The sequence below is a fragment of the Streptomyces sp. NPDC054770 genome, from assembly GCF_053611985.1.
The window spans coordinates 1-20446 of sequence record NZ_JBSHBL010000070.1 but is presented as its reverse complement, the minus strand read 5'-3'; the positions used below and the strand labels follow the sequence as shown (position 1 = coordinate 20446).

The following is a 20446-nucleotide window of genomic DNA, read 5'->3' as shown; positions in this document are numbered from 1 at the left end:
GCGGCGGCGCCATGTGGGGGAGTGTGTTCCACGAAAATGCGAGAGCCCCGTGGACCTGTCGGTCCACGGGGCGGATGAAGGTGGTGACAAAGGTGGTGATGAAGGCGATGAGGGGCAGCAGCGGCGCCGGTCAGCCGTCGGCGGCCGTGCCTCCGCGCGGCTCCGCCGCGGTCGCGGGGACTCCGCCGGAGCGGTATCCGAGGCAGCGCAGGCTCTCCCGGTAGGCCTCCAGGCTGCCCCGGACATCGCCCGCGTCCTGCTGGATCTCCGCCAGTTCCGCCCAGGCGAACCCGGCCTGGCGGGTGGCCTCCGACGCCTCCAGGGTGAGCGCGGCCCGCTCGCACGCCTCCCTGGCCCGCTCCGGCCTGCCCTGCCGCAGCTCGGCCCGGGCCAGCACCAGCAGCGTCCGCGCGGTCTGCAGCCGGTGACCGGCTCCCAGCAGCGTGAGGGCGGACCGGGCCCGGTCCGCGGCGGCGGCGCTGTCGTCCAGGGCGAGATCGGCGCGGGCCAGCGCGGTCTGGCAGTAGGCCTGGTCGACGGTGCTGCCGTGCCGGCTCAACTCCCGCTCGGCAAGCGTCAGCTGTTCCCGCGCGGCGACGGCGTCCGGGGTCTCCGCGTCCAGCAGGACGACCGCGTAGGCATTGCGCAGCCGGGCCATGGCGCGCTGGTCCTCGCCCTCCGAGTAGAGGGCGAGCGCCCGCCGGATGAAGGCCAGGGCGTCGGCCGCGCGCCCGGCCCGGTGTGCGACCAGGCTGGCGTTCCAGTAGGCGGCGCCGCGGGCCCGGTCGTCGGTCAGCAGCTCGGCCTGCTCGATCGCGCGCGAGGCGAGGTATCCGGCGCGGTGCAGGTCACCGCGCTCGGTGTAGAGGCCCACCAGGGTCGAGGTCAGTTCGACGGCGGTGACGGACACCGCGATGCCGAGCCGCTGGAGGTCGGCCAGTTTCGACTCGGCCAGCTCCACGGCGTGCGCGAGGTCGCCCAGTTCGCGGTAGCAGCGGCACAGGGCGATGACGACGGCCAGGTCGGAAACCGCTCCGGGAGCCTCGGTGTCGCCGTCGCGCAGCCGCTCGTACTCGACCAGGGCCTCCTCCAGGCGGCCCAGCGCCTCCAGCGAGCGCGCGACGCCGAAGCCCGCGGCGGAGCGGACCTCGGCGGGCCCCTCCTCGCCGATCCGCTCCCTGACCGCGACGAAGGCGTCCAGCGCCGCCTGCGGCGCGCCGTCGGCCAGCGACATCTCCGCGAACGACAGCTCCATCTCAAGGCTGCCGGAGGGGTCGGGGGCGAGACACTCCAGCAGATACGCGGGCTCGCACGCCAGACGCACGGCGATACGGCGCAGCACATCCTCGGAGGGAGTGCGCTTTCCGCTCTCCAGCAGGGAGATATAGCTGTGCGACAGATCGTCGCCCGCGAGATCGCTCTGCGACAATTTCTTGAGTCTGCGCTGCTTTCGAATACGCGAACCCAGTTCCGCCATGTCGGACACAGAGGTCAACCTTCCCATATGTCACTGGGAAGGTAACCAGACTGTCCAACGCCTAGTCAAGTGAGTTCAGCAGCAGGGCGGGAAGTCCGCGCGCTGCGCCGCCGCGGCCGTGGCCGGCGTCGCGGTGCGGTGGGTTTCCCCGATGCCGGGCAGCAGGGCCAGCAGCGCCAGCAGGGCGGCGATCGCGAGCCCGAACCCGGACGCGGATCGGGCGGAACGGAACCGGGACGTGTTCATGAGGAGCCTCCTGGTGTTCGACCGCCGGGCGGCGGCCGAAGTGCGGTTACGGACCGATCGTGCGGTGTCCCGGTCTACGGGCGATCTACACCCGCTGTACGGCCGGGAGGCACGACGTCCGCCGCCGTAGAGACAGAGTTGAATGCACACCGTCACGATCACCGGCATGGATCTCGTCACGGCGCGCCGGTTCCAGGCGGCGTACGCGGGGCTCGGCGGCCGAGGCTCGCTCACCGAAGTGCTGTTCCGGCTCGCGGCCCTGACGGCGCTGCACGGCCCCGACGCACCGAGGGAGTTGCTCACCGCGCTGGCGGCCGAGCCCGGAGCCGCCGTCGGTACAGCCCGCTCGTTCCTGGCGACCGGCGGGCCGGCCGCCCACGGCGCCGGCGGCCTGCTCCGCGAACTGCGCACCCACCGCCCGGCGGCCCCGCCGTACGACATCGCCCACCCGCCCCGGCTGCCGCCCGCGCTGGAGTCACTGCGCGACCTGATCGTCCTCACCCGCGCCCGGTTGCCCGGCGGCAGCCGGGCCGTCCCGGGGCCCGTCGTCGGCGCGGGCCGTCCGATCGAGCAGGCGGCAGGCGGCTCGACGGTCCTGGTCAGCCCACCCGACCGCGGCTACGCACTGGTCCTGGCCCGCGGCCGGCCCCGCCACGTCCGCGAGATCGCCGCCCTGCTGCACCGCCTGCGGCCGCGCCTCACCCCGTCGGAGGCGGCCTGGGCGCTGTGGGCGTACCTCCATCACCAACGGCCCCCGCAGCCGGTCGACTTCCTGCTGGTCACCCACGACCTGGTCACCCACGACGACAGCTACGCCGACACGGTACTGAGCCTGCGATGGCGCTACCGCCCCTGGGCGGGGCGGGCCGATCCGCTACGACTGTGCCGGGACCGGCTGCCCGCCGTGGAACCGGTCCACCCGGGCGGCGAGATCCTGCTGGGCGGCGACGACAACCTGATCACCGTACGAGCCGCCGCCCCGACCGTCACCGAGGTCACCGTCGAGCACCGGGCCGCCCGGCCCGTGAGCGCGCTCGTGTGCGCCGCCCCCTCCCGGCACCGGCCACCCGCGCTCCGCCGGCCGGCGGCGCAGGCCCTCACCCTCCTCGGCGGATACCGGGGACCGGCCGTCACGAGCATCGCCTGCGGCCAGGTACGCCTGGACCGGGCGCTCGGCCCGGAGCAGGAGACCGGCGTCGCGATCGGCGCCTCCGTACTGCGCCGGCTGCTCGCCGAACAGCGGACCGCACCCGTGATCACGGCACCGATGGACGACGACTGCGCACTGGTACGCCTGTCACCCCGGGACTACCGGGCCTACCTGCGGCTACGACTGCCCCGCTCCCCCCGGTCGCCACTGCACGTCGTCCCCCGGTCCAGCCCCCTGCTGTACGCGATCGCGGCGGTTCTCTACGCGCGGCTGCTCACCCTGGGGCTCGGCGAACGGGTGCAGCGGCACGGCGGCAGCCTCTTCATCGACCTCGGCAACGGAGCCCTGCCGGAACTGGTGACGGAGACCGGCGGTGCGGCCCGCGGCGGCGGACTCCTCCTGGAGGCGGCCCTGCTGACGTACCGTACGGCCCCCGCCCGCTTCGACGCCTGCCTCCGCGACCGCCTCGGACCGTCCACCGACCTCCACCGGGCCATCGCCGACGCCCTGGACGAGAGCGGCGGCCACCTGGCGGGAACCGGCCCGGCAGAGAGATTCGCCGCACTCACCGACCTGGCCTCCGCCGACCACAGGGTCCGCACGCTCGTCGAGGAGGTGCTCGCGGACGCCGCCGCCGGCGCGGTCCACCTCGACGTCCTCGACACCTACTACACGGCCCAGCGGCAGCGCGTCCGAGAGCTGGCGACGCTGTTGCGGCTGCCCTTCCGGCTGCTCACCCTGCACTTCTCCACGCAGACCGGAGAGGTGACCTTCCACGACACGGGAGCCCGTCCGGTGCCGTAGATCCGGAAGATCCGAAACGTATATCCGCCGTAGACCGTCTCCTGTCACGGTGGTGATCGGCCCAAGGCCGCACCCAGGCACACCACGGCGCCCCGGGACACCCAGGGGACACGGAGAGGATTTCTGAATGCACACCAGATACGCGTTCCTCGCGGTCGTACGGCGACCGGCACAGCGTTCGGTCCGGGCGGTGGCCCTGGCCGGCGCGGCCGTCACGCTGCTGCTCGGGGCGGCCTGGGCACTGTCGGCCCCGGCGCACGCGGGCGGCGCCCCGGGAACCAGCCAGATCCAGTCCCACGCCACGCCCGGCTCGGACGACTGGAACAACACCGGGTCGGTCCTGCCATCGGGGAGCTGATCCACCGAACCGGCCGGCGGACAGCCCCTAACGGACCCCCAGTCCGTCCAGGAGCAGCCGGGCGTCGGCCGCGTCGGGCAGGCCCAGGCCGGAGAAGACGGCGACGGCCTCGCCGAGCCGGAGCGCGGCCTCCTCGGCGCGGCCGGCATCGGCCAGGGCCCGGCCGAGCGCGACCAGGGCATGACCGCGGTCCCGCTCGGACCGGCCGTCCGCGCTCCGGGCCACCGCCCGTTCCGCGATCGCCACCGCCTCGGCGGCCCGGCCCATCGCCCGCAGGGTGTCGGCCAGCCGGTAGTGCGCCTGCGCCTCCCGGCCGTGCAGCTCCATCGCCCGGCACACGCTGAGGCACTCCGTATACCGGATCACCGCGTCCTCGTACCGGCCGAGTTCGTGCATGCCCTGGCCCAGCACGGACAGCGCGTACGCCACGCCCTGGTGATCGGCGGTGGCACGCAGCATCTCCAGTGCGGTCTCGCAGGCCACCACGGCCTCCTCGGCCCGTCCGCCGCGCAGCCGGGCCAGCGCCGCGTTCACCGTCGTCACCAGTTCGCCGGAACGCTGGCCCAGCTCACCGGCGAGCGCGGCCGCCTCGTCCAGCCGCTCGACGGCCTCCGCGTAGCGGTGCTCGAACAATGCGATCAGACCGAGGTCGTTGAGCGTCTGGCAGAGGATCGCCGCGTCCCCCGTCTCCCGGCAGTGGCTCTCGGCCACCCGCAGATGCTCCCGGGCGTTCGCCAGCCGGGTGCTCTGCACCGCGATGTTGCCGCACAGGAAGCGGGCCCGGCCCACGGTACGGCGGTCCCCGTGCGCCTCGGCCGCCTCGGCCACCGCGACGGCGGCCTGCACCAGTTGCTCCCGCTGCACGTACGGCCCGAAGGCGGTCAGGGCGATCAGCAGGTCGACGGCGGTCGGCAGCAGCAGGGCGGCGCCCTGCCCGGCCTCGGGCGTGGAACGCGCTTCCCGGGCCGCCGCCAGTACGGCGGAGAAGGCACCCTCCGACTCGGCGGCCACCCAGACCCGCGCCGCTCGCACGTCCTCGAGCCGGATGCCGGCCGACCGGGTGGCACTGAGCGTGGCCGCGACCGCGTCGCCCGGTACCGCCCGCTGGAACGCCCCCGCCGCGGTGGCGAGCAGGAAGTCGAGCAGCCGGTCCAGGGCGAGCAGCCGTTCGGCGGGGGAGGTCTGCTGCTGTCCGAAGGCACGCAGCAGGTCGTGGAAGCGGTAGCGGCCCGGGTGGGAGGTCTCCAGCAGGGACGCGTCCACCAGGGACTCCAGCAGCTCCTCCACGGCGTCCTCGGCGAGCCCCAGCACGGCGGCCGCGGCGGGCACCCCGATCTCCGGGTCGCAGACCATCGCGACCAGCCGGAACGCCCTGGCGTGTGTCTCGGCCAGCTGCTGGTAGCCCATCTCGAACACGGCCGCCACGGTGAGGTCACCGGCCCGCAGTTCGGCGATCCGGCGGCGCTCGTCCCGCAGCCGTGACGTCAGCGAGGCCGCACCCCAGGTGGGGCGGGACGCCAGCCGGGCCGCCACGATCCGCACGGCGAGCGGCAGCAGACCGCAGCTGTGCACCAACTCCCGTGCGGCCGCCGGATCCTCGGCCAGCCGCGCGCGGCCGACGATCCGCTCCAGCAGGTCGACGGCCTCGTCCGCCTCGAATCCCGGCAGGTCGACCCGGACCGAGGTGGGCAGCCCCCACAGCCGGGACCTGCTGGTGACGAGGACCGCGCAGGTCGCCGAGCCGGGGAGCAGCGGAGCGAGCTGAGCCGGGTCCCGGACGTTGTCCAGGAGCATCAGCACCCGGCGGCCGTTCAGCAGGGAACGCAGCAGGGCGGCCCGGTTGTCGAGGCTGTCCGGCACGAACTGCGCCGCCACGCCGAGTGCCGTGATGAAGCCGGCGAGGACCACAGCGGGGTCGGCCGGGTCGTGCTGGGTGCCGCGCATGTCGGCGTAGAGCTGGCCGTCCGGGAAGCCGGCCCGTACCCGGTGCGCGGCCCGAACCGCCAGTGCGGTCTTGCCGACCCCGCCCATGCCGGTGACCACGGCGACCGGCGGCGCCTCGTGCCGGCGCGCCCCGCCCGCCGGGCCCGGCGGCTCCGCCCGGTCCGGGTCCAGGGTGTCCAGGAGCCGGTCGAGGGCGGCGACGCGGCCGGTGAAGTCCGCGATGTCGGGCGGGAGCTGGGCCGGGACGGGGGGCGTGCCGACCGGCCCGCTGCCGGTCTCACGGGGTGGCGCGGGCCGATGACGGTCTTCGGCGGTACGGGTGGGAGCCGCCGCCGGGAGCACCGGCGGCACCGGGGGTGCCGGCGCGGGCGCCGGGACGGTCAGGGCCCGGGGACGGCGCGTACCGGCGTGCGAAGGGCTCGCGGCGGCTGCGGACGGCGCGGCCGATAAGTGCACGGCGCCACCGACGCCCGTCCGCGCCTGGGCCGCGCCCTGGACTCGGCTCGGCTGGTGCGGGCTGTGAGCGAGATCGTCGGCGAGCAGCTGCTGATGGAGGTCACGCAGCTCACGGCTGGGTTCGACGCCGAGTTCGTCGGCGAGGTGGCGGCGCAGCCGGTGATAGGCGGCCAGCGCGTCGGCCTGGCGGCTGGCGGCGTGCAGGGCGCGCATGTACAGCGCGTGGAAGCGTTCGCGCAACGGATGGGCGCTGACCAGGGCGCCGAGCTCGGGTACCGCCAGCAGATGCATCCCTTGCCGTATCAATACGTCGAAATGCTCCTCCAGCAACGTCAGCCGCAGCTCGTCGAGCCGGTGGCGCTGCTGCTCCGCGTGCGGCCCCGGCACACCGGCCAGCGGCTCGCCCCGCCACAGCGCCAGGGCCTGCCCGATCCGCTCACCCGCGGCCTCCAGCCGCCCGGCGCTGCGGTGCTCGACCGCCTGGACGGCCAGTTGCTCGGCCCACACCGCGTCCACGGCTCCGGCCGGCAGTGCCATCCGGTAGCCGTCCCCGACGGAGAGCAGGGTGCGCTGCTGCGCCCGCGACTCCGTGAAGGTCTGCCGCAGCCGCCAGGCGTACGTCCGGATCGTGGCCGCGGCCGAGTGGGGCGGTTCCTCGCCCCACACGGCGTCGACGAGTTCCTGCATCGAGGCGGACCGCCCGGCGCGCAGCAGCAGGACCGCGAGCATCGCCTGTTGCTGGGGCGAGCCGACCCTGACCGGCTGCTCCGCCCGGACGGCCCGAATCTGCCCCAGGACGGCGAACCGAATGCGCTCGGACATGGCAGCCCCCCACCCCCCACACCCTCACCGATGAAGCCACCGACCGTACCAACCCCCACGCCCCACCTGGCCAGACGCCCCACCACGACCCACGCAACTGTGACCGCGCACACACCTCATCCGGACATACGGGCTCGCTCGTCCCGTGGTGCGAGGTCCGGCACCGGCGCCGGGGCTGCCCGAGGTCTCCGGCGCGGTCCGCACCGCCTGGCCCTGCGGGTGGGGGTTGCCGTCTCTCAGGCGGTGGCGAGGGGCTTGACGATCGGTGCCGGCATGGACCGGCCGGGATGGAGCTGGCGGGTGACCTCCGTGAGGTCGGCGATGAACATGGCCGCGAGTTCGGTGGTGAATCCGGTGCGGACCACCAGGCGCAGGACACAGACGTCCTGGCAGGGGGCGGGGAGGGGATAGGCGGGCAGATGCCAGCCACGTGCCCGCATGGCGTGGGAGACGTCGAAGACGGTGAATCCGGGGGTGCCGGGGGCGAGCCGGAAGGCGAAGGCCGGGAGTTCGGATCCGTCGGTGACCAGCTCGTAGGGCTGGATGGACCGGATGCGGGTGGCGAGGGCCCGGGCCGTGGTGCGGCTCTGGACCGCGAGGCTGCGCAGGCCCTCGAAGCCGTACCGCAGGAAGCTGTAGTACTGCGCGACGACGTGGGCGCCCGGACGGGAGAAGTTCAGGGTGAAGCTGGGGGAGCGGCCGCCGAGGTAGTCGACCTCGAAGACCAGTTCGTCCGGGAGAGCTTCGGCGTCGCGCCACAGGGCCCAGCCGAGGCCGGGGAAGACGTGCCCGTACTTGTGGCCCGAGGTGTTGACGGAGGCGACGCGTTCGAGCTGGAAGTCCCACATGAGGTGGGGGTCGAGGAAGGGGGCCACCATCGCGCCGGACGCCCCGTCGACGTGTACCGGGATGTCGGTGCCGGTGGCGGCCTGGTAGCCGTCCAGGGCCATGCAGATGTCGGCGACGGGGTCGTAGGAGCCGTCGAAGGTGGAGCCGAGGACGGTGACGACGCCGATGGTGTTGTCGTCGCAGTAGGCGGTGAGGGTGTCGGGGGTGAGGTGGTAGCAGCCGGGTTCCGTGGGGACGTAACGCGGCTCGACCTCGAAGTAGTTGGCGAACTTCTTCCAGCAGACCTGGACGTTGGCGCCCATCACCAGGTTGGGGCGGGCGGTGTCCTTGCCCTGTGCGCGCCGGCGTGCCTGCCAGCGGCGCTTGAGCGCGAGGCCGCCGAGCATGGCGGCCTCGCTGGAGCCGGTGGTGGAGCAGCCGCGGACCTGCTCCGGGTGCGGTGCGTGCCACAGCCGGGCGAGCATCCGCACGCAGCGCTCCTCCATGGCGGTGATCTGCGGGTACTCGGCACGGTCGGCGAGGTTCTTCTCCGCGGTGTCGGCCATCAGCTGCCGTGCCTGCGGTTCCATCCAGGTCGTCACGAAGGTGGCGAGGTTGAGCCGGGCGTTGCCGTCGAGCATCAGCTCGTCGCGCACCCGCCGCAGCACCGCATCGGGCGACGACGCCGACTGGGGCAGTTCGTCGACCGGTACGAGGAGGTCGGTGGCGGCGGGCGGGGTGAGGGTGTCGAAGTCGGTCGCGGAGATGACGTCGGTATCCGGGATGGGCATGTGTGCCTCGGTGCTTTCTGGTCCGTGTGGCCCCCGTGCGCTCTTGACGCTAGATCGCCGCGCGGTGCGACATGTGTGCCGATTACACCGATTCAGTGATCGGTTTGCGCACCGATGAACTGAATTTTCCCTTGCGTATACGGGTGGGTGGGCGGTTGCGGGGATTCGCGGGCTGATGACGGGCGCCTCGCTGCCGTCCCGGCGGGTGAACCGCGGACGGACCGGCGAACCAGTGAGGGCCGTCCCCGGCACAGCACCGGATCCGGCGTCACAGCAGTACTGCTCCCACGACGGCCGCCGTCGCGACGACGAGAAGGGCCACGACGTTGACCGGGATGTCCGTTCTCAGGGAACGCTGTTCGGCCGCGCGGTCCAGGGTGAAGACGGCCGGGTCGCCGGGCGTGTAATGGACCGTGACGTCCCCGCCCTGCGCAGCGGCGGCATCCGGTACCCCCGACATGCAGAAGGCGGTGACGGCCGCTCCCTCGCGGGTGGCGAACGCCACGACCGGTGTGAGGGTGGTGGAGGTGCTGCCCTCCGCGTCGGTGCTTACGTCCTTGAGCACCGCGACGAAACGGCCCCGGACGGCGGCCATGGCGGCCAGCGTCTCGCGACGGCGGCGCGTGTCGCGCACGTTCCCGGGCAGGTGCAGGGCGCCGACGACGGCCCACGGCCCGCAGAAGCCGATCAGCGCCCATGGCCAGCCCCGGTCGAGCGCGGCGACGACCACCAGCCCGGCGTAGATCAGGAAGACCGCGGCGTTCGGCAGGCCGAGTCCACGGCCGCCGTCCTCGGGGTGGCTCGTGAACCGGAAGGCGTGCGGTCTGCCACGCGGGTAGTGGACGCCGATCTCCCGCCCCTCCCACGCGACGCTGATCATCTCGCCTCGATCGCCGTCGTTCGTCACGGTGACGTCCCGCCCGGTATCCGGGTCCTGGTAGGAGACGACCACCGGAATCCCGCCCCGGCGGGAACCGCCGTGCCTGGGCTCCCGCACCCGCTCGATCCGCCCCGTGACCCGGACCGTGCGCCGGGCCCGGGTCATTCGGGCCAGCGACCGCACATAGCCGAACAGCGCCACCGTCCCGAACACCGCACACCACAGCGCCAGATACCCATGCCGGCCCATGCGCCTTCTCCTCCTGTTCCAGGTCACGGTGACGCCCCGCCGGGTGGCGGGGTCAGCTTGCCGGGTCGCGCCGCACCACCGTGCCGTGCCCGTCCGCCTCCAGCGACGCCATGCCGTCGGGGCCGGTCACGGTGACCCTGATGGTGAGGGACCCGGTGAGGCGCTCGGCGGTGAGCTGCCAGGTCCGCGGGGAGCCGGCCCCGAGGGTGGTACCGGCCTTCTCGACGAGGTCGGGGATCCGGTCGTAGGGCAGCGAACGCAGGTCGAACCGCCCGGTTTGGATGCCGGTGGGGGCGAACACGACCGACAGACGGCGTTCCTGCACCACGACGGTGAGTGCCTGGCGCCCGGTCTCGTCCCCGGTGAGCGAGGCGACGGCCCGGCGCAGTTCACCCTTGTCGAGCATCGACTGACCCGGACCCAGGCTGACCGTGCCGGTCGCGGACGTCACGACGGTGGTGGAGGACGTGGACGAGCTGGAGACGGACGGCTCTGACGAGGGCGGCCGCGCACTGTCGCCCCCGGCGGACAGGTCGGTGCGGAAGAGCAGGACCACGACGGCAGCACCGAGCAGCAGGCCGAGAAGGGTGAGGAATGCACCGCCACCGCCGTCGGACGGCTTGCGGACCAGAGTCGACCCGGGAGCCGAGTCGAGGCGCGCCCCGGCCGCCCGCACCTCCCACTCCGGCGTCGGCCGCTTGACGATCCGTACGCGCCACGGCCGGTCCGGCGGGTACTGGACCACCAGGACGCCGCGCGGCCGGTAGTCGGGCAGTTCGACCAGATTGATGCCCTCCGCGATCACCACACGGAACGCCGGTCCGTCGTCCGGTGCGACCGTGAGGTCGAACCGCACCGTTACGTCACTCGACTCGTCCCCGATGGCACGCAGGCTCTCGATCATCGCGAGTGCCGTGACGGGCGCGACGGCCGCCTCCCGAGCACGCCGCGGCGCACCCGCGAGGAGCACCAGCAGGCCGTACCCCACGGGGAGCGCCACACCCGTGACGACCAGCGGCGCGCTCTCGATGACGATGCCGACGACCAAGGCGGCCAGGGACGCCCCGATCACACCGCCCGTCAGGAATCTCCGGACCAGGGCGAGGGGAGCGCTGCGTACGGGCAGCGGTGCGCCCTCGATGATCGTCATGGCCCGATTGTGCCCGTCCGGGGTGACGACCGGTAGATCAGGACGATATCGGCTTGATCGTCCCCCAACTGCTCCACCATGGAACCGGGTTGTGGGAGTGTCCGGGTGCTAGTCGGCCTGGAGGACGAAGAAGAGGAAGCACAGGAAGCGCGGCTTGGCCGCGATGACCTCGGGGAACAGCTCGCGGGCGGCTGGATCAGGTTCTGGCTCGCTGATGACCGTTATCCGGAAGCCGGCCCCGGTGAAGGCCTCGATCGTCGCGTGCAGCGGCCTGTGCCAGATACTCATCAGCGCGGTCTGGCCGCCCATGGTCCACTCTTCGGTCCAGTTGGTGGTGTCGAAATACTTGTACTCGTCCTCGCGGCCGGCCTGGCGGTGCATGAGGTTGATGGCGAAGGGATGGTCGACAGACGCGATCAGCCGACCGCCGGGCTTGAGTACGCGTCGCAGCTCGGCCAGCGCCGGCCCCCAGTCCTCCAGGTAGTGCAGCACCAGGGACGCGACCACATCGTCGAACGTGTCATCAGAGTAGGGAAGCGGGCCGCCCAGGTCGGCCACCCGCAGGTCCGCACCGTCGCCGAGCCGCCGCCGGGCCAGTTCCAGCATCCCGGCACTCGCGTCGAAGCCGCTCACGATGGCGCCACGGTCGCGCAGCGCCGCGAACAGGGGCCCGGAGCCGCAGCCGGCGTCGAGGATCCGCCGACCGGCCACGTCTCCCGCGAGGGCCAGCATCGCGGGCCGCTCGTAGTGGGCATTGATGAGGTTGGTTTCGTTCTCGGCCGTGTACGCCTCGGCGAAGCTGTTGTAGTCGTTGACCTTCGGCGGATGCACAGCCACCGCGGACGGCGAGGTGGACTCGATGGAACTCGCGTGCTCCTGGTGGTCCTCAGAAATCATGGTGAGGGAGACGTACGGCTGCAGCGATTCGGTTCCTGCGTCCCGAACCGTGCGCAACTTCCCTGCACCATCAGGTAATTGACGCGGTGGTCGGGGGCTGCTTCACTGAGGCAGTGGCTGAGCCACTGGACCAGCAAGTCGCTGAACCAGCGAACCATCAGACCGGTGGGCCGCTGAACCACTGACCGAAGCCTGGGAGATCCTCCGTGGCCGTCGAGAGCATTCCGCGCCGAACCGTGGTCGACCTGCTTGAAGCACGGCTGCGTGACGACATCCTGAGCGGCGCGCACGAACCAGGATCCCTGCTGCCCCCCGAGAGGGAGCTGGCCGCCGGGTACGGAGTCACCCGTACGACGTTGAAGCACGCGCTGACCCGGTTGGAGCAGGCGGGACTGCTGAGCACCCGGCACGGCATCGGCACACGCATCCGGGACTACCTGCGGGTCGGTGGCGCCGACCTGCTTCCGATGCTGGCCGCACAGGACCCCGCGTGGCTGCGGGAGATCTTCGAGGTACGGCGGCAGATCGGCACCCTGATCGCCGGCCGTGCGGCCGACCGGCGCACGGAACCACAGGCCCGGCGGCTGGAACACCTGCTGGATCAGGTCGCGGACGGCCCGGACGCCGACGCCGTCCAGCTCGCCGACGCGGAAGTGCATCGCGAACTGGCGCGGGCCACGGGGAACCGGGTCTATCTGCTCCTCACCAACACACTGTTCAACGCCTACCTTCCGGTCCGGGCCTCGCTGCGGACTCCGTTCGAGGACGCGGCGCGAGCGACGGACCGGCTCACGCCGGTGGTACGGGCCGTGGTCGACCGGGACGTCGAGGAGGCGCGGCGCGCGGCGGAGACGTATCTGGCCGGCACAGAGAAGATCATGCTCGGTTCGCTGAGCAGTCCCCGTGGACGGACGACCGCCGACAGCCCCCGGTAGCCGCGCGTCCAGGCCCGGCCCGGCCTCGGCCAGGCCCCGATCACGCGCGGGCACCCGTCGACTTCCTTCATCTGTCATGGACACGACATGTCCACGGGCTTATCACCCCCAGGACGGCCGCACGCTCACCGTGTACGTGGCGGCGACCGACAACACGAGGAGCATGGTGAGCAGATCAAGCAAGAGACGCGCAGTCCTCATCGGCGTGATGCTGTCCGCTGTCATCGGCGGCACCGTCCAGCCGGCGATCGCCGCGCCGGTGCGGGACGCGGGGGACCGGGCCCCGGCGTTGCGGCGGTCCCCGGTGCGGTCGGCCGAGCAGGAGATCGCGCGGGCGCTGTCCGCCTCGCTGCGCGACCCGCAGTGGCGCGAGCGGGTCCGTGCGGCCGTGCTCGGCACCGAGGAAGTGGACCTCCAGGCGCTCGCGGGCAGGACCGCCGCTCCGGAGGGCAGGAACCTGTTCGCCTCCGTCTCTGCCGCGGACCGTCGCATCGCGGTCCAGAAGGGCCTGCCCGTGTCGACCGGCTCGCTGCTGCGCGTTCGGCTGGGCGCGCCGTCGATGCGGTCGCACCTGAACGCCGGAGCCACTCCCTGGATCGCCGTCGCCGCGGCCGACGACGGTGCCAAGAACATCACGGCGTACGACAGCAGGGGCCACGCCCACGCCGTCGCCACCGCGCGCGTCCCCGACCGCCCGCTGTACATCCTGGACATCGACGTCACCAAGGCTCACCGGGCCGGCCTGAAAGTGCTTCAGAAGACTTTCACCGACAAGGGGCTGACCTCCCTCCCGAAGGCGGCGGACAGCGCCGACGCGACGAGCGCGGCGGGTTGGTGGGCGACCAAGGTCACCGCAGTCGAGGTGAACGACGACCAGGAGCCCTGGTTCAAGGGCGCCGCCGAGATGTTCTCGCTGGTGACCGGCTTCGGCCAGGACGGCACGGCGCGCGTCGACTCGGTGGACATGCCCTACCTGGACTACGACGGCACCGTCTACTACCCGAACCAGATCCTGGTCAACTGGTCGAACTACAAGTACAACCTGGCCGACGTCGTCATGATGGAGGACGACGACGGCACGAACTACCGTGCGCTGGCCCAGGCGATCACCACGGCCCTGCTCACCGTGACCGACCAGGGCACTTACATCCCGTTGGTGAACGCGGTCCTGAGCGCGATCCCCGACAGCTGGTTCACCGACGATCCCGACTACGTGGAGTCCTGGTACACGCTCGCCCAGAACTCCACGGGCCGGCTGAACGGCGCCTCGGGCAACGGCTGGATGACCGTCGAGCCCTATTTCGTCGAGGAGTTCTAGACCTCGCGCGCAAGCGCGCAAGCGCGCACAAGTGCGGACCAGCCGCGGCATGCTGCCGCCCTCCGCCTTCAGGTCCGGACGCGGAACGCTTCGGGCGGGGCGCAGGGCGGTGTCACACGGAATCCTCTTCATGGCCGGTGTTCTGGTCGTGGGCCAGGGCGTGGGTGACCGCGCTGGTGCTCTCGTACAGGACCCGGTACTGGGTGAACCGGCGGTCGTAGACAGCCGAGGTGGCGGGATCGGGGCGGACCACCGATTCCGCCGGGTTCCAGGCCGTGATGTCCGGTCGGCCGATCAGCCCGGCGGCGAGGAAGGCGGCGCCGTAGCTGGCACCGATGGTCGTGCGGGCGACGATCTGTTCGAGACCGGTGACATCGCTGACGATCTGAGGCCACAGCCCGCCCCGGGTACCGCCGCCGACCGCGACGATCCGCCGGATGTCGGCGCCGGCCGCGAGCATCGTCTCGACGTTGTGCCGGACGCCATAGGCGGTGGCCTCCAGCGCCGCCCGCATCAGGTCCCCCCGGGTGTGACCCAGCGTCAGGCCCGCGATCACACCCCGGGCGTCGGGGTCCATGACGGGGGTGCGTTCCCCGGCGAAGTACGGCAGCATCACCAGGCCGTTCGCACCCGGGGGCGAGGCGGCCGCCTCGCCGAACAGCACGCGGGGGCCGACGCCGCCGAAGAGGTGCCCCAGCCAGTCGGTGACGGCTCCGGAGGTGGCCATGCCGCCGGCCAGGCAACGGGTGCCGGGCAGGGCGCCGACCGTGGACCACATCGACGGGCTGGTCAGGAGCCGGTCGACGGTGTTCACCAGGAACATCGTGGTGCCGTACATCAGCATCAGGTCGCCGACGCCGTGGCCGCCGACACTGACTGCCTCGCTCCAGGCGTCGATCGTCCCCACGATGACGGGTGTCCCGGCCGGGATGCCCGCGACCGGTGTGGTCACCCGGCCTGCCTCCTCGCCCGGCCAGTGCAGCGGGGGGAGTTCGATGCCGGGTGCGATGTGCTCGGCCCATTCGGGGATCCAGTGCTGCCGGTGGATGTCGAACAGCGGGGTGCACTGGCTGGCGGAGTGCAGGTCCAGCACATAGGCGCCGGTCAGCCGGTGGGCGAGCCACGACGCGGGCATGAGGAGGCGGCGGGCGCGCGTCCACACTTCGGGCTCCCGCTCGCGGATCCAGGCGAGTTTCGGCCCGACGGCCTGGGACGACAGCGCCGACCCGCACCTGCGGAAGATCGTGTCCGGCCCCAACTCCCGGTTCAGCCGCGTGATCTGTTCCTCGGCGCGGGTGTCCACGCCGTACAGCACCGCGGGACGCACCGGTTCTCCCGCGTCGTCGACCAGGAGGGTGCACGGGCCCATGCCGCTGACTCCGACGGCCCGGACGGTGATGTCGTCGCGGTCGAGCAGTTCCGTCGCGAGCGAGACGAACTCGTCCCACCACGCATGTGCGTCCATCTCGACGTGCCCCGGCCGGGGACGGTCGACCACGTGACTGCGTACGGCCTCGCCCAGGATGCGGCCGGCAGTGTCGACCACCACGCCCTTGGTGCTGGAGGTGCCGACGTCAACTCCGAGGACAACGTCGATCATGTACTGCCTCCCGGGATCTGTTCCTCGGACGAGCGCGGCGGCGTTCCTCCGGTCTCCATGGCATCACCCAACACCTGATCCGTGCCCAGCAGGCGAATCCCACGGACTGCTCAGCTCGTGTCGCCCTCAAGGGACCGGCTTGCGGCAGTCGTTGACATGCCCCTGCCTTGTGGCTAGCTTCACGAAGAGTTCCCGCTCTGCTCCTGGGGCACCCACGGCCCAGGGTCCCATCGAAGCGTTCGCATCTCAGGCACCTCATCTCCACGGTTGGACAACGTTGTCACCCTCTGGTGATCACACCATCTCGGCGCGTCGTTCATCATCACGGGTCGCGTTCTCGGCGCGGAGACAACGTTGTCGGACCTCCACGTCCGAGTAGAGGAGCAAACCCCGTGATCACACGACTGTCGAGACCTCCCGGAACCATGGCGATCGGTCTCCTCGCCGCCGCGGCACTGGCCGCGGCCGGGCTGTGCACGCCTGCGTGGGCGGCCGGGAAGGCCGCGCTCGTCACCTCGCCGGCGACGCTCGTCAATCCGTTCATCGGAACGTCGAACCAGGCCGACGACTTCCCGGGGGCCGACGTCCCGTTCGGCATGGTGCAGTGGAGCCCGGACACGCCGTCGCGTCCCGACGGCGGGGGCTACGAGTACAACGACTCGTCGATCACCGGTTTCAGCCTGACCCACATCGCCGGACCCGGCTGCGGCGCGGCCGGTGACATACCGGTGCTGCCCACGGTGGGGGCCGTGAACACCGGTGCCACGGACGCGTTCTCGCACGCCGACGAGGCGGCGTCCGCCGGGTCGTACAAGGTCACGCTCGCCAACCAAGTGTCCACCGAGCTGACCACCACGACCCGCAGCGGCATGGCCCGCTTCACCTTCCCCTCCACCAGCCAGGCCAACCTGATCTTCAAGCTGACGGGCAGTCAGAACGGTGCCAGCTCGACCCAGTTCACCAAGGTGTCGAACACGGAGGTGAGCGGTCAGGTCACCAGCGGCCGCTTCTGCGGCGCGGGGAACACGTACACCGTGTACTTCGACATGGTCTTCGACCAGCCGTTCGCCTCGCAGGGCAGCTCGCTCGCCAAGACGTCGACGGCCACCTCCACGGCGCCGTCCAAGGCGTCGAAGAACGCCGCCGAGAAGCCCAACAAGCCGGTACTGCACGGCAAGAACCCGAGCACTGCGGACTCGAAGTCCACGAAGTCCACCAACTCGCCGAAGTCCACCAAGTCCGCCAAGGGCAGCGCTGCCCCTGACGCCGCCGCCTCGAACGGCTACGTCACCTTCAACACCACGAGCAACCCGGTCGTGCAGGCCAAGGTGGGCATCTCCTACGTGTCGGTCGCCGGCGCGGTCGCCAACCGGACCTCGGAGAACACCGGGTGGGACTTCGACGCGACCCGCACCGCCGCACAGAACGCGTGGAACAGCACGCTGGGCAAGGTGCAGATCGCCGGCGGGACGGCCGCGCAGCAGCAGAGCTTCTACACCGCGCTCTACCACTCGCTGCTGCACCCCAACGTGATCAGCGACAGCAACGGCCAGTACTACGGCTTCGACGGGAAGACGCACACCGTGGACGCCGGTCACAGCGCGGTGTACGCGAACTACTCCGGCTGGGACATCTACCGCTCACAGGCCCAACTCGAAGCCCTCCTCGCTCCCCAGGTCGCCTCGGACACCGCGCAGTCGATGGTCGACGACTACGCGCAGACCGGGATCTTCCCCAAGTGGTCGGAGAACAACGGCGAGTCGTACGTCATGGTCGGTGACCCGGCGGACGCCATCCTCGCCGACTACTACGCCTTCGGTGCCCGGAACTTCGACACCGCGACCGCCCTGGCCGACATGGTCAAGCAGGCCAGCACCACCAACAACGACCGGCCCGGTCTCGGCTACTTGAACTCGCCGGGATACATGCCGCACGACGGCAGCTACGGCTGCTGCAACTTCTACGGCCCGGTGGCCACCACCCTGGAGTACGACACGGCCGACTTCGCGCTCTCCACGATGGCCGGAGCGCTCGGCGACACCGCCGACCAGAAGACCTACGCCAACCGCGCACAGGACTGGCGCAACGTGCTCAACCCCGCCTCCGGCTTCGTGGAACCCCGGAACGTGGGCGGCTCGTGGACCGGAGGCTTCGACCCCACCAGCGGCACCGACATGGTCGAGGCCGACTCGTGGATCTACACCGGTATGGTGCCCTTCGACATCGGCGGCCTGACGCGCGCCAAGGGCGGCAACACGGCGATGAACCACTACCTGGACACCGTGCTGCGCAGCTACACCGGTGCCAACGGCTACGCCTGGGTCGGCAACGAGCCGAGCATCGAGCTCCCATGGGAGTACGACTACACAGGCCAGCCCTACACAACGCAGGGCACGGTGCGGGCGATCCAGGACCAGATCTGGTCCAACACCCCTGGCGGCCTGGCCGACGGGAACGACGATCTCGGTGCGATGAGTGCCTGGTACGTGTGGTCGGCGCTCGGCATGTTCCCCGAGACGCCCGGAACCTCCGACCTCGCCCTCGGCTCACCGCTGTTCACGCAGGCCGTGGTCACCCTTCCCTCGGGCAAGACGCTGACGGTCAACGGCAACGGCGCCGCCGACAACGCCCCCTACGTCCAGTCCGCGGCATGGAACGGGACGGCGTGGAACAACGCCTACGCCCCCACCACGGCGATCACGGCCGGCGGCACCCTGGACTTCACACTCGGCACCGGCGCCAACACGTCCTGGGCGACGGCGGCCACCGCGGCTCCGCCCTCGTACGCGGGGGACACCACGGCGCCCACCGCACCTCGGATCGGTCCGCTCACCTCGGCGGTGGCTTCCGCCCTGTGCGTGGACGACGCGTCCTCCGGCACCTCCGACGGCACCCACGTCCAGATCTGGGGCTGCGACAACACGTACGCCCAGGACTGGATCATCGCCGGCGACGGTACAGTCCGGACCCTCGGCAAGTGCCTGGACGCCGATCACAGCGGGACCACCAACGGCACGCTGATCCAGCTGTGGACCTGCAACGGCACCGGCGCGCAGCAGTGGACCGCCGGCACCAACGGGTCGCTGGTCAACCCCGAGTCCAAGCTGTGCCTGGACGACCCCAACTCCTCGACGACGAACGGCACCCAGCTCCAGCTGTACACCTGCAACGGCACGGCGGCCCAGAACTGGAAACTGCCGAGCTGAGCCGTCGGCGGGGGAGATGAGTGCCCCGACACCCACGGAGCCGGCCGGGCGGCTGCACGCCCGGCCGGCTCCACGCACACGCAGAGGCGCTCAGCAGTAGAGGTTGGCGCCGGGGGAGACGCCGAGGATCGAGGTGAAGCGCTGGTAGGCGTCCACGCGGCTCTGGACCTGGGCCGGGTTGCGGCCGTCACATTCCAGGGAGCCGTTGATGGAGCGGATCGTCTGGCCGAAGCCGGCACCGTTGACCATGGCGTTGTGGGGGGTCATCGTCCCGGGGCCGCTCTGGGTGTTCCAGTACCACAGGCCGGTCTTCCAGGCGACGGCCGAGTCGTTCTGCACGAGCCAGGGGTTGTCGAGCAGGTCGATGCCGAGCGCGTCACCGGCCGCCTTGTAGTTGAAGTTCCAGCTGAGCTGGATGGGCCCGCGCCCGTAGTAGGCGGCCTGACCGGCCGGGCAGCCGTACGACTGGCTCCAGTCGCAGTACGTCGGGTAGTTGGCGGTGTTCTGCTCGACGACGTACACCAGCCCGCCGGTCTCGTGGCTGACGTTGGCGAGGAAGGCGGCGGCCTCCTGCTTCTTGACGGTGTCGCTGCCGGTGTTGGCGAAGCCGGGGTAGGCGCTGAGAGCTGCGGTCAGGCCCTGGTAGGTGTAGAAGGAATTCCGGCTCGGGAACATCTGGTTGAACTGCGCCTCGCTGACGACGAACCCGGACGGATTGCCGCCGCCACCGTCACTGACCGGGGCGTTCCACTTCTGGTTCGCACCGCCGGTGCAGGTCCATATCTGCAGGCGTGTGGCGTTGGCGCTGCTGTTGCCCTGTACGTCGAGGCACTTGTTCGCGGCGGGGTTGACGATGTCGTGGGCGCCGGTGACGACCCACTGCTGGTTCGCTCCGCCGGAACAGTCCCAGAGCTGGACGGCGGCTCCGTCGGCCGTGCCGCGGTCGACCACGTCGAGGCACTTGCCGAGGGCGCGCAGCGTCCCGTCGCCGTTGTTGGACCAGCTCTGCGCACCGGTGCCGTTGCAGTCGTAGAGCTGGACGGCGGTGCCGTTGGCGCTGCTCGCGCCGGCCACGTCGACGCACTTGCCGGCCAGCCCGGTGATCTGGCCCGTTGCCGCCTGGGCCGGAGCGACGGTGAACAGAGCGGACAGGACGGCGGCGAGGACGACGCCCAGCGTCAGCCGGCCGAGAGCGGTTCGCCCGCGGAGGCGGGACATGCGGAGGGAAAGGCGCATGGGAACTCCTCCTGACGTGAAACGAGGGGGGTGGTAGTGCATGACCGGCCTGCGGCCTGCGGCCTGCGGCCTGCGGCCTGCGGCCTGCGGCCTGCGGGC

14 protein-coding genes are annotated in these 20446 nt (G+C 71.5%); 5 read left to right on the top strand and 9 right to left on the bottom strand.

Annotated features, from left to right (window positions below; genetic code table 11):
- Positions 1-130: 130 nt before the first annotated feature.
- Both ACWGKQ_RS40200 and ACWGKQ_RS40195 read right to left on the bottom strand, forming a co-directional pair.
- Complete coding sequence (locus ACWGKQ_RS40200) at positions 131-1477, bottom strand: helix-turn-helix domain-containing protein (RefSeq protein ID WP_453297046.1); 1347 nt, start codon at positions 1475-1477, stop codon at positions 131-133.
- Between the two features lie 75 nt (positions 1478-1552).
- Entirely contained in the window at positions 1553-1723 is a 171-nt protein-coding gene (locus ACWGKQ_RS40195) for a hypothetical protein (protein ID WP_453297013.1), read from the bottom strand.
- Positions 1724-1865: 142 nt separating this feature from the next.
- On the opposite strand from ACWGKQ_RS40195, the gene ACWGKQ_RS40190 reads away from it, so the two are divergent.
- On the top strand, positions 1866-3677 hold the full coding sequence (locus ACWGKQ_RS40190; protein WP_453297012.1) for a hypothetical protein: 1812 nt from the start codon (positions 1866-1868) through the stop codon (positions 3675-3677).
- Between the two features lie 127 nt (positions 3678-3804).
- Positions 3805-4035 carry a hypothetical protein gene (locus tag ACWGKQ_RS40185; RefSeq protein WP_453297011.1) on the top strand — a complete coding sequence of 77 codons (231 nt, stop codon included), beginning with the start codon at positions 3805-3807 and terminating at the stop codon, positions 4033-4035.
- Between the two features lie 27 nt (positions 4036-4062).
- On the opposite strand, the gene ACWGKQ_RS40180 is transcribed toward ACWGKQ_RS40185, so the two are convergent.
- From ACWGKQ_RS40180 to ACWGKQ_RS40160, 5 genes are all read right to left on the bottom strand, one after another.
- Positions 4063-7257, bottom strand: coding sequence for an AfsR/SARP family transcriptional regulator (locus ACWGKQ_RS40180; protein WP_453297010.1), 3195 nt, complete (start codon positions 7255-7257; stop codon positions 4063-4065).
- Positions 7258-7493: 236 nt separating this feature from the next.
- The gene (locus ACWGKQ_RS40175) at positions 7494-8876 is read right to left on the bottom strand and encodes a glutamate decarboxylase (protein ID WP_453297009.1); all 1383 of its coding nucleotides are present in this window, start codon (positions 8874-8876) and stop codon (positions 7494-7496) included.
- A 268-nt stretch (positions 8877-9144) separates the two neighbouring features.
- The gene (locus ACWGKQ_RS40170; protein WP_453297008.1) at positions 9145-10005 is read right to left on the bottom strand and encodes a DUF3592 domain-containing protein; all 861 of its coding nucleotides are present in this window, start codon (positions 10003-10005) and stop codon (positions 9145-9147) included.
- 52 nt (positions 10006-10057) lie between these two features.
- Positions 10058-11155, bottom strand: coding sequence for a hypothetical protein (locus ACWGKQ_RS40165; protein ID WP_453297007.1), 1098 nt, complete (start codon positions 11153-11155; stop codon positions 10058-10060).
- 108 nt (positions 11156-11263) lie between these two features.
- The gene (locus ACWGKQ_RS40160) at positions 11264-12052 is read right to left on the bottom strand and encodes a class I SAM-dependent methyltransferase (protein ID WP_453297006.1); all 789 of its coding nucleotides are present in this window, start codon (positions 12050-12052) and stop codon (positions 11264-11266) included.
- 206 nt (positions 12053-12258) lie between these two features.
- Here ACWGKQ_RS40160 and ACWGKQ_RS40155 point away from each other — a divergent pair, with 206 nt between their 5' ends.
- Complete coding sequence (locus ACWGKQ_RS40155) at positions 12259-12987, top strand: FadR/GntR family transcriptional regulator (protein WP_453297005.1); 729 nt, start codon at positions 12259-12261, stop codon at positions 12985-12987.
- Between the two features lie 208 nt (positions 12988-13195).
- A complete protein-coding gene (locus ACWGKQ_RS40150) occupies positions 13196-14305 on the top strand; it encodes a DUF3103 family protein (RefSeq protein WP_453297004.1) in 1110 nt (369 codons plus the stop codon).
- A gap of 112 nt (positions 14306-14417) precedes the next feature.
- On the opposite strand, the gene ACWGKQ_RS40145 is transcribed toward ACWGKQ_RS40150, so the two are convergent.
- The gene (locus tag ACWGKQ_RS40145) at positions 14418-15905 is read right to left on the bottom strand and encodes an FGGY-family carbohydrate kinase (RefSeq protein ID WP_453297003.1); all 1488 of its coding nucleotides are present in this window, start codon (positions 15903-15905) and stop codon (positions 14418-14420) included.
- A 392-nt stretch (positions 15906-16297) separates the two neighbouring features.
- On the opposite strand from ACWGKQ_RS40145, the gene ACWGKQ_RS40140 reads away from it, so the two are divergent.
- Entirely contained in the window at positions 16298-19111 is a 2814-nt protein-coding gene (locus ACWGKQ_RS40140) for a lectin (RefSeq protein ID WP_453297002.1), read from the top strand.
- 90 nt (positions 19112-19201) lie between these two features.
- Here the strand turns inward: ACWGKQ_RS40140 and ACWGKQ_RS40135 are convergent, their stop codons facing one another.
- Complete coding sequence (locus ACWGKQ_RS40135) at positions 19202-20347, bottom strand: glycoside hydrolase family 19 protein (protein ID WP_453297001.1); 1146 nt, start codon at positions 20345-20347, stop codon at positions 19202-19204.
- Positions 20348-20446 lie beyond the last annotated feature (99 nt).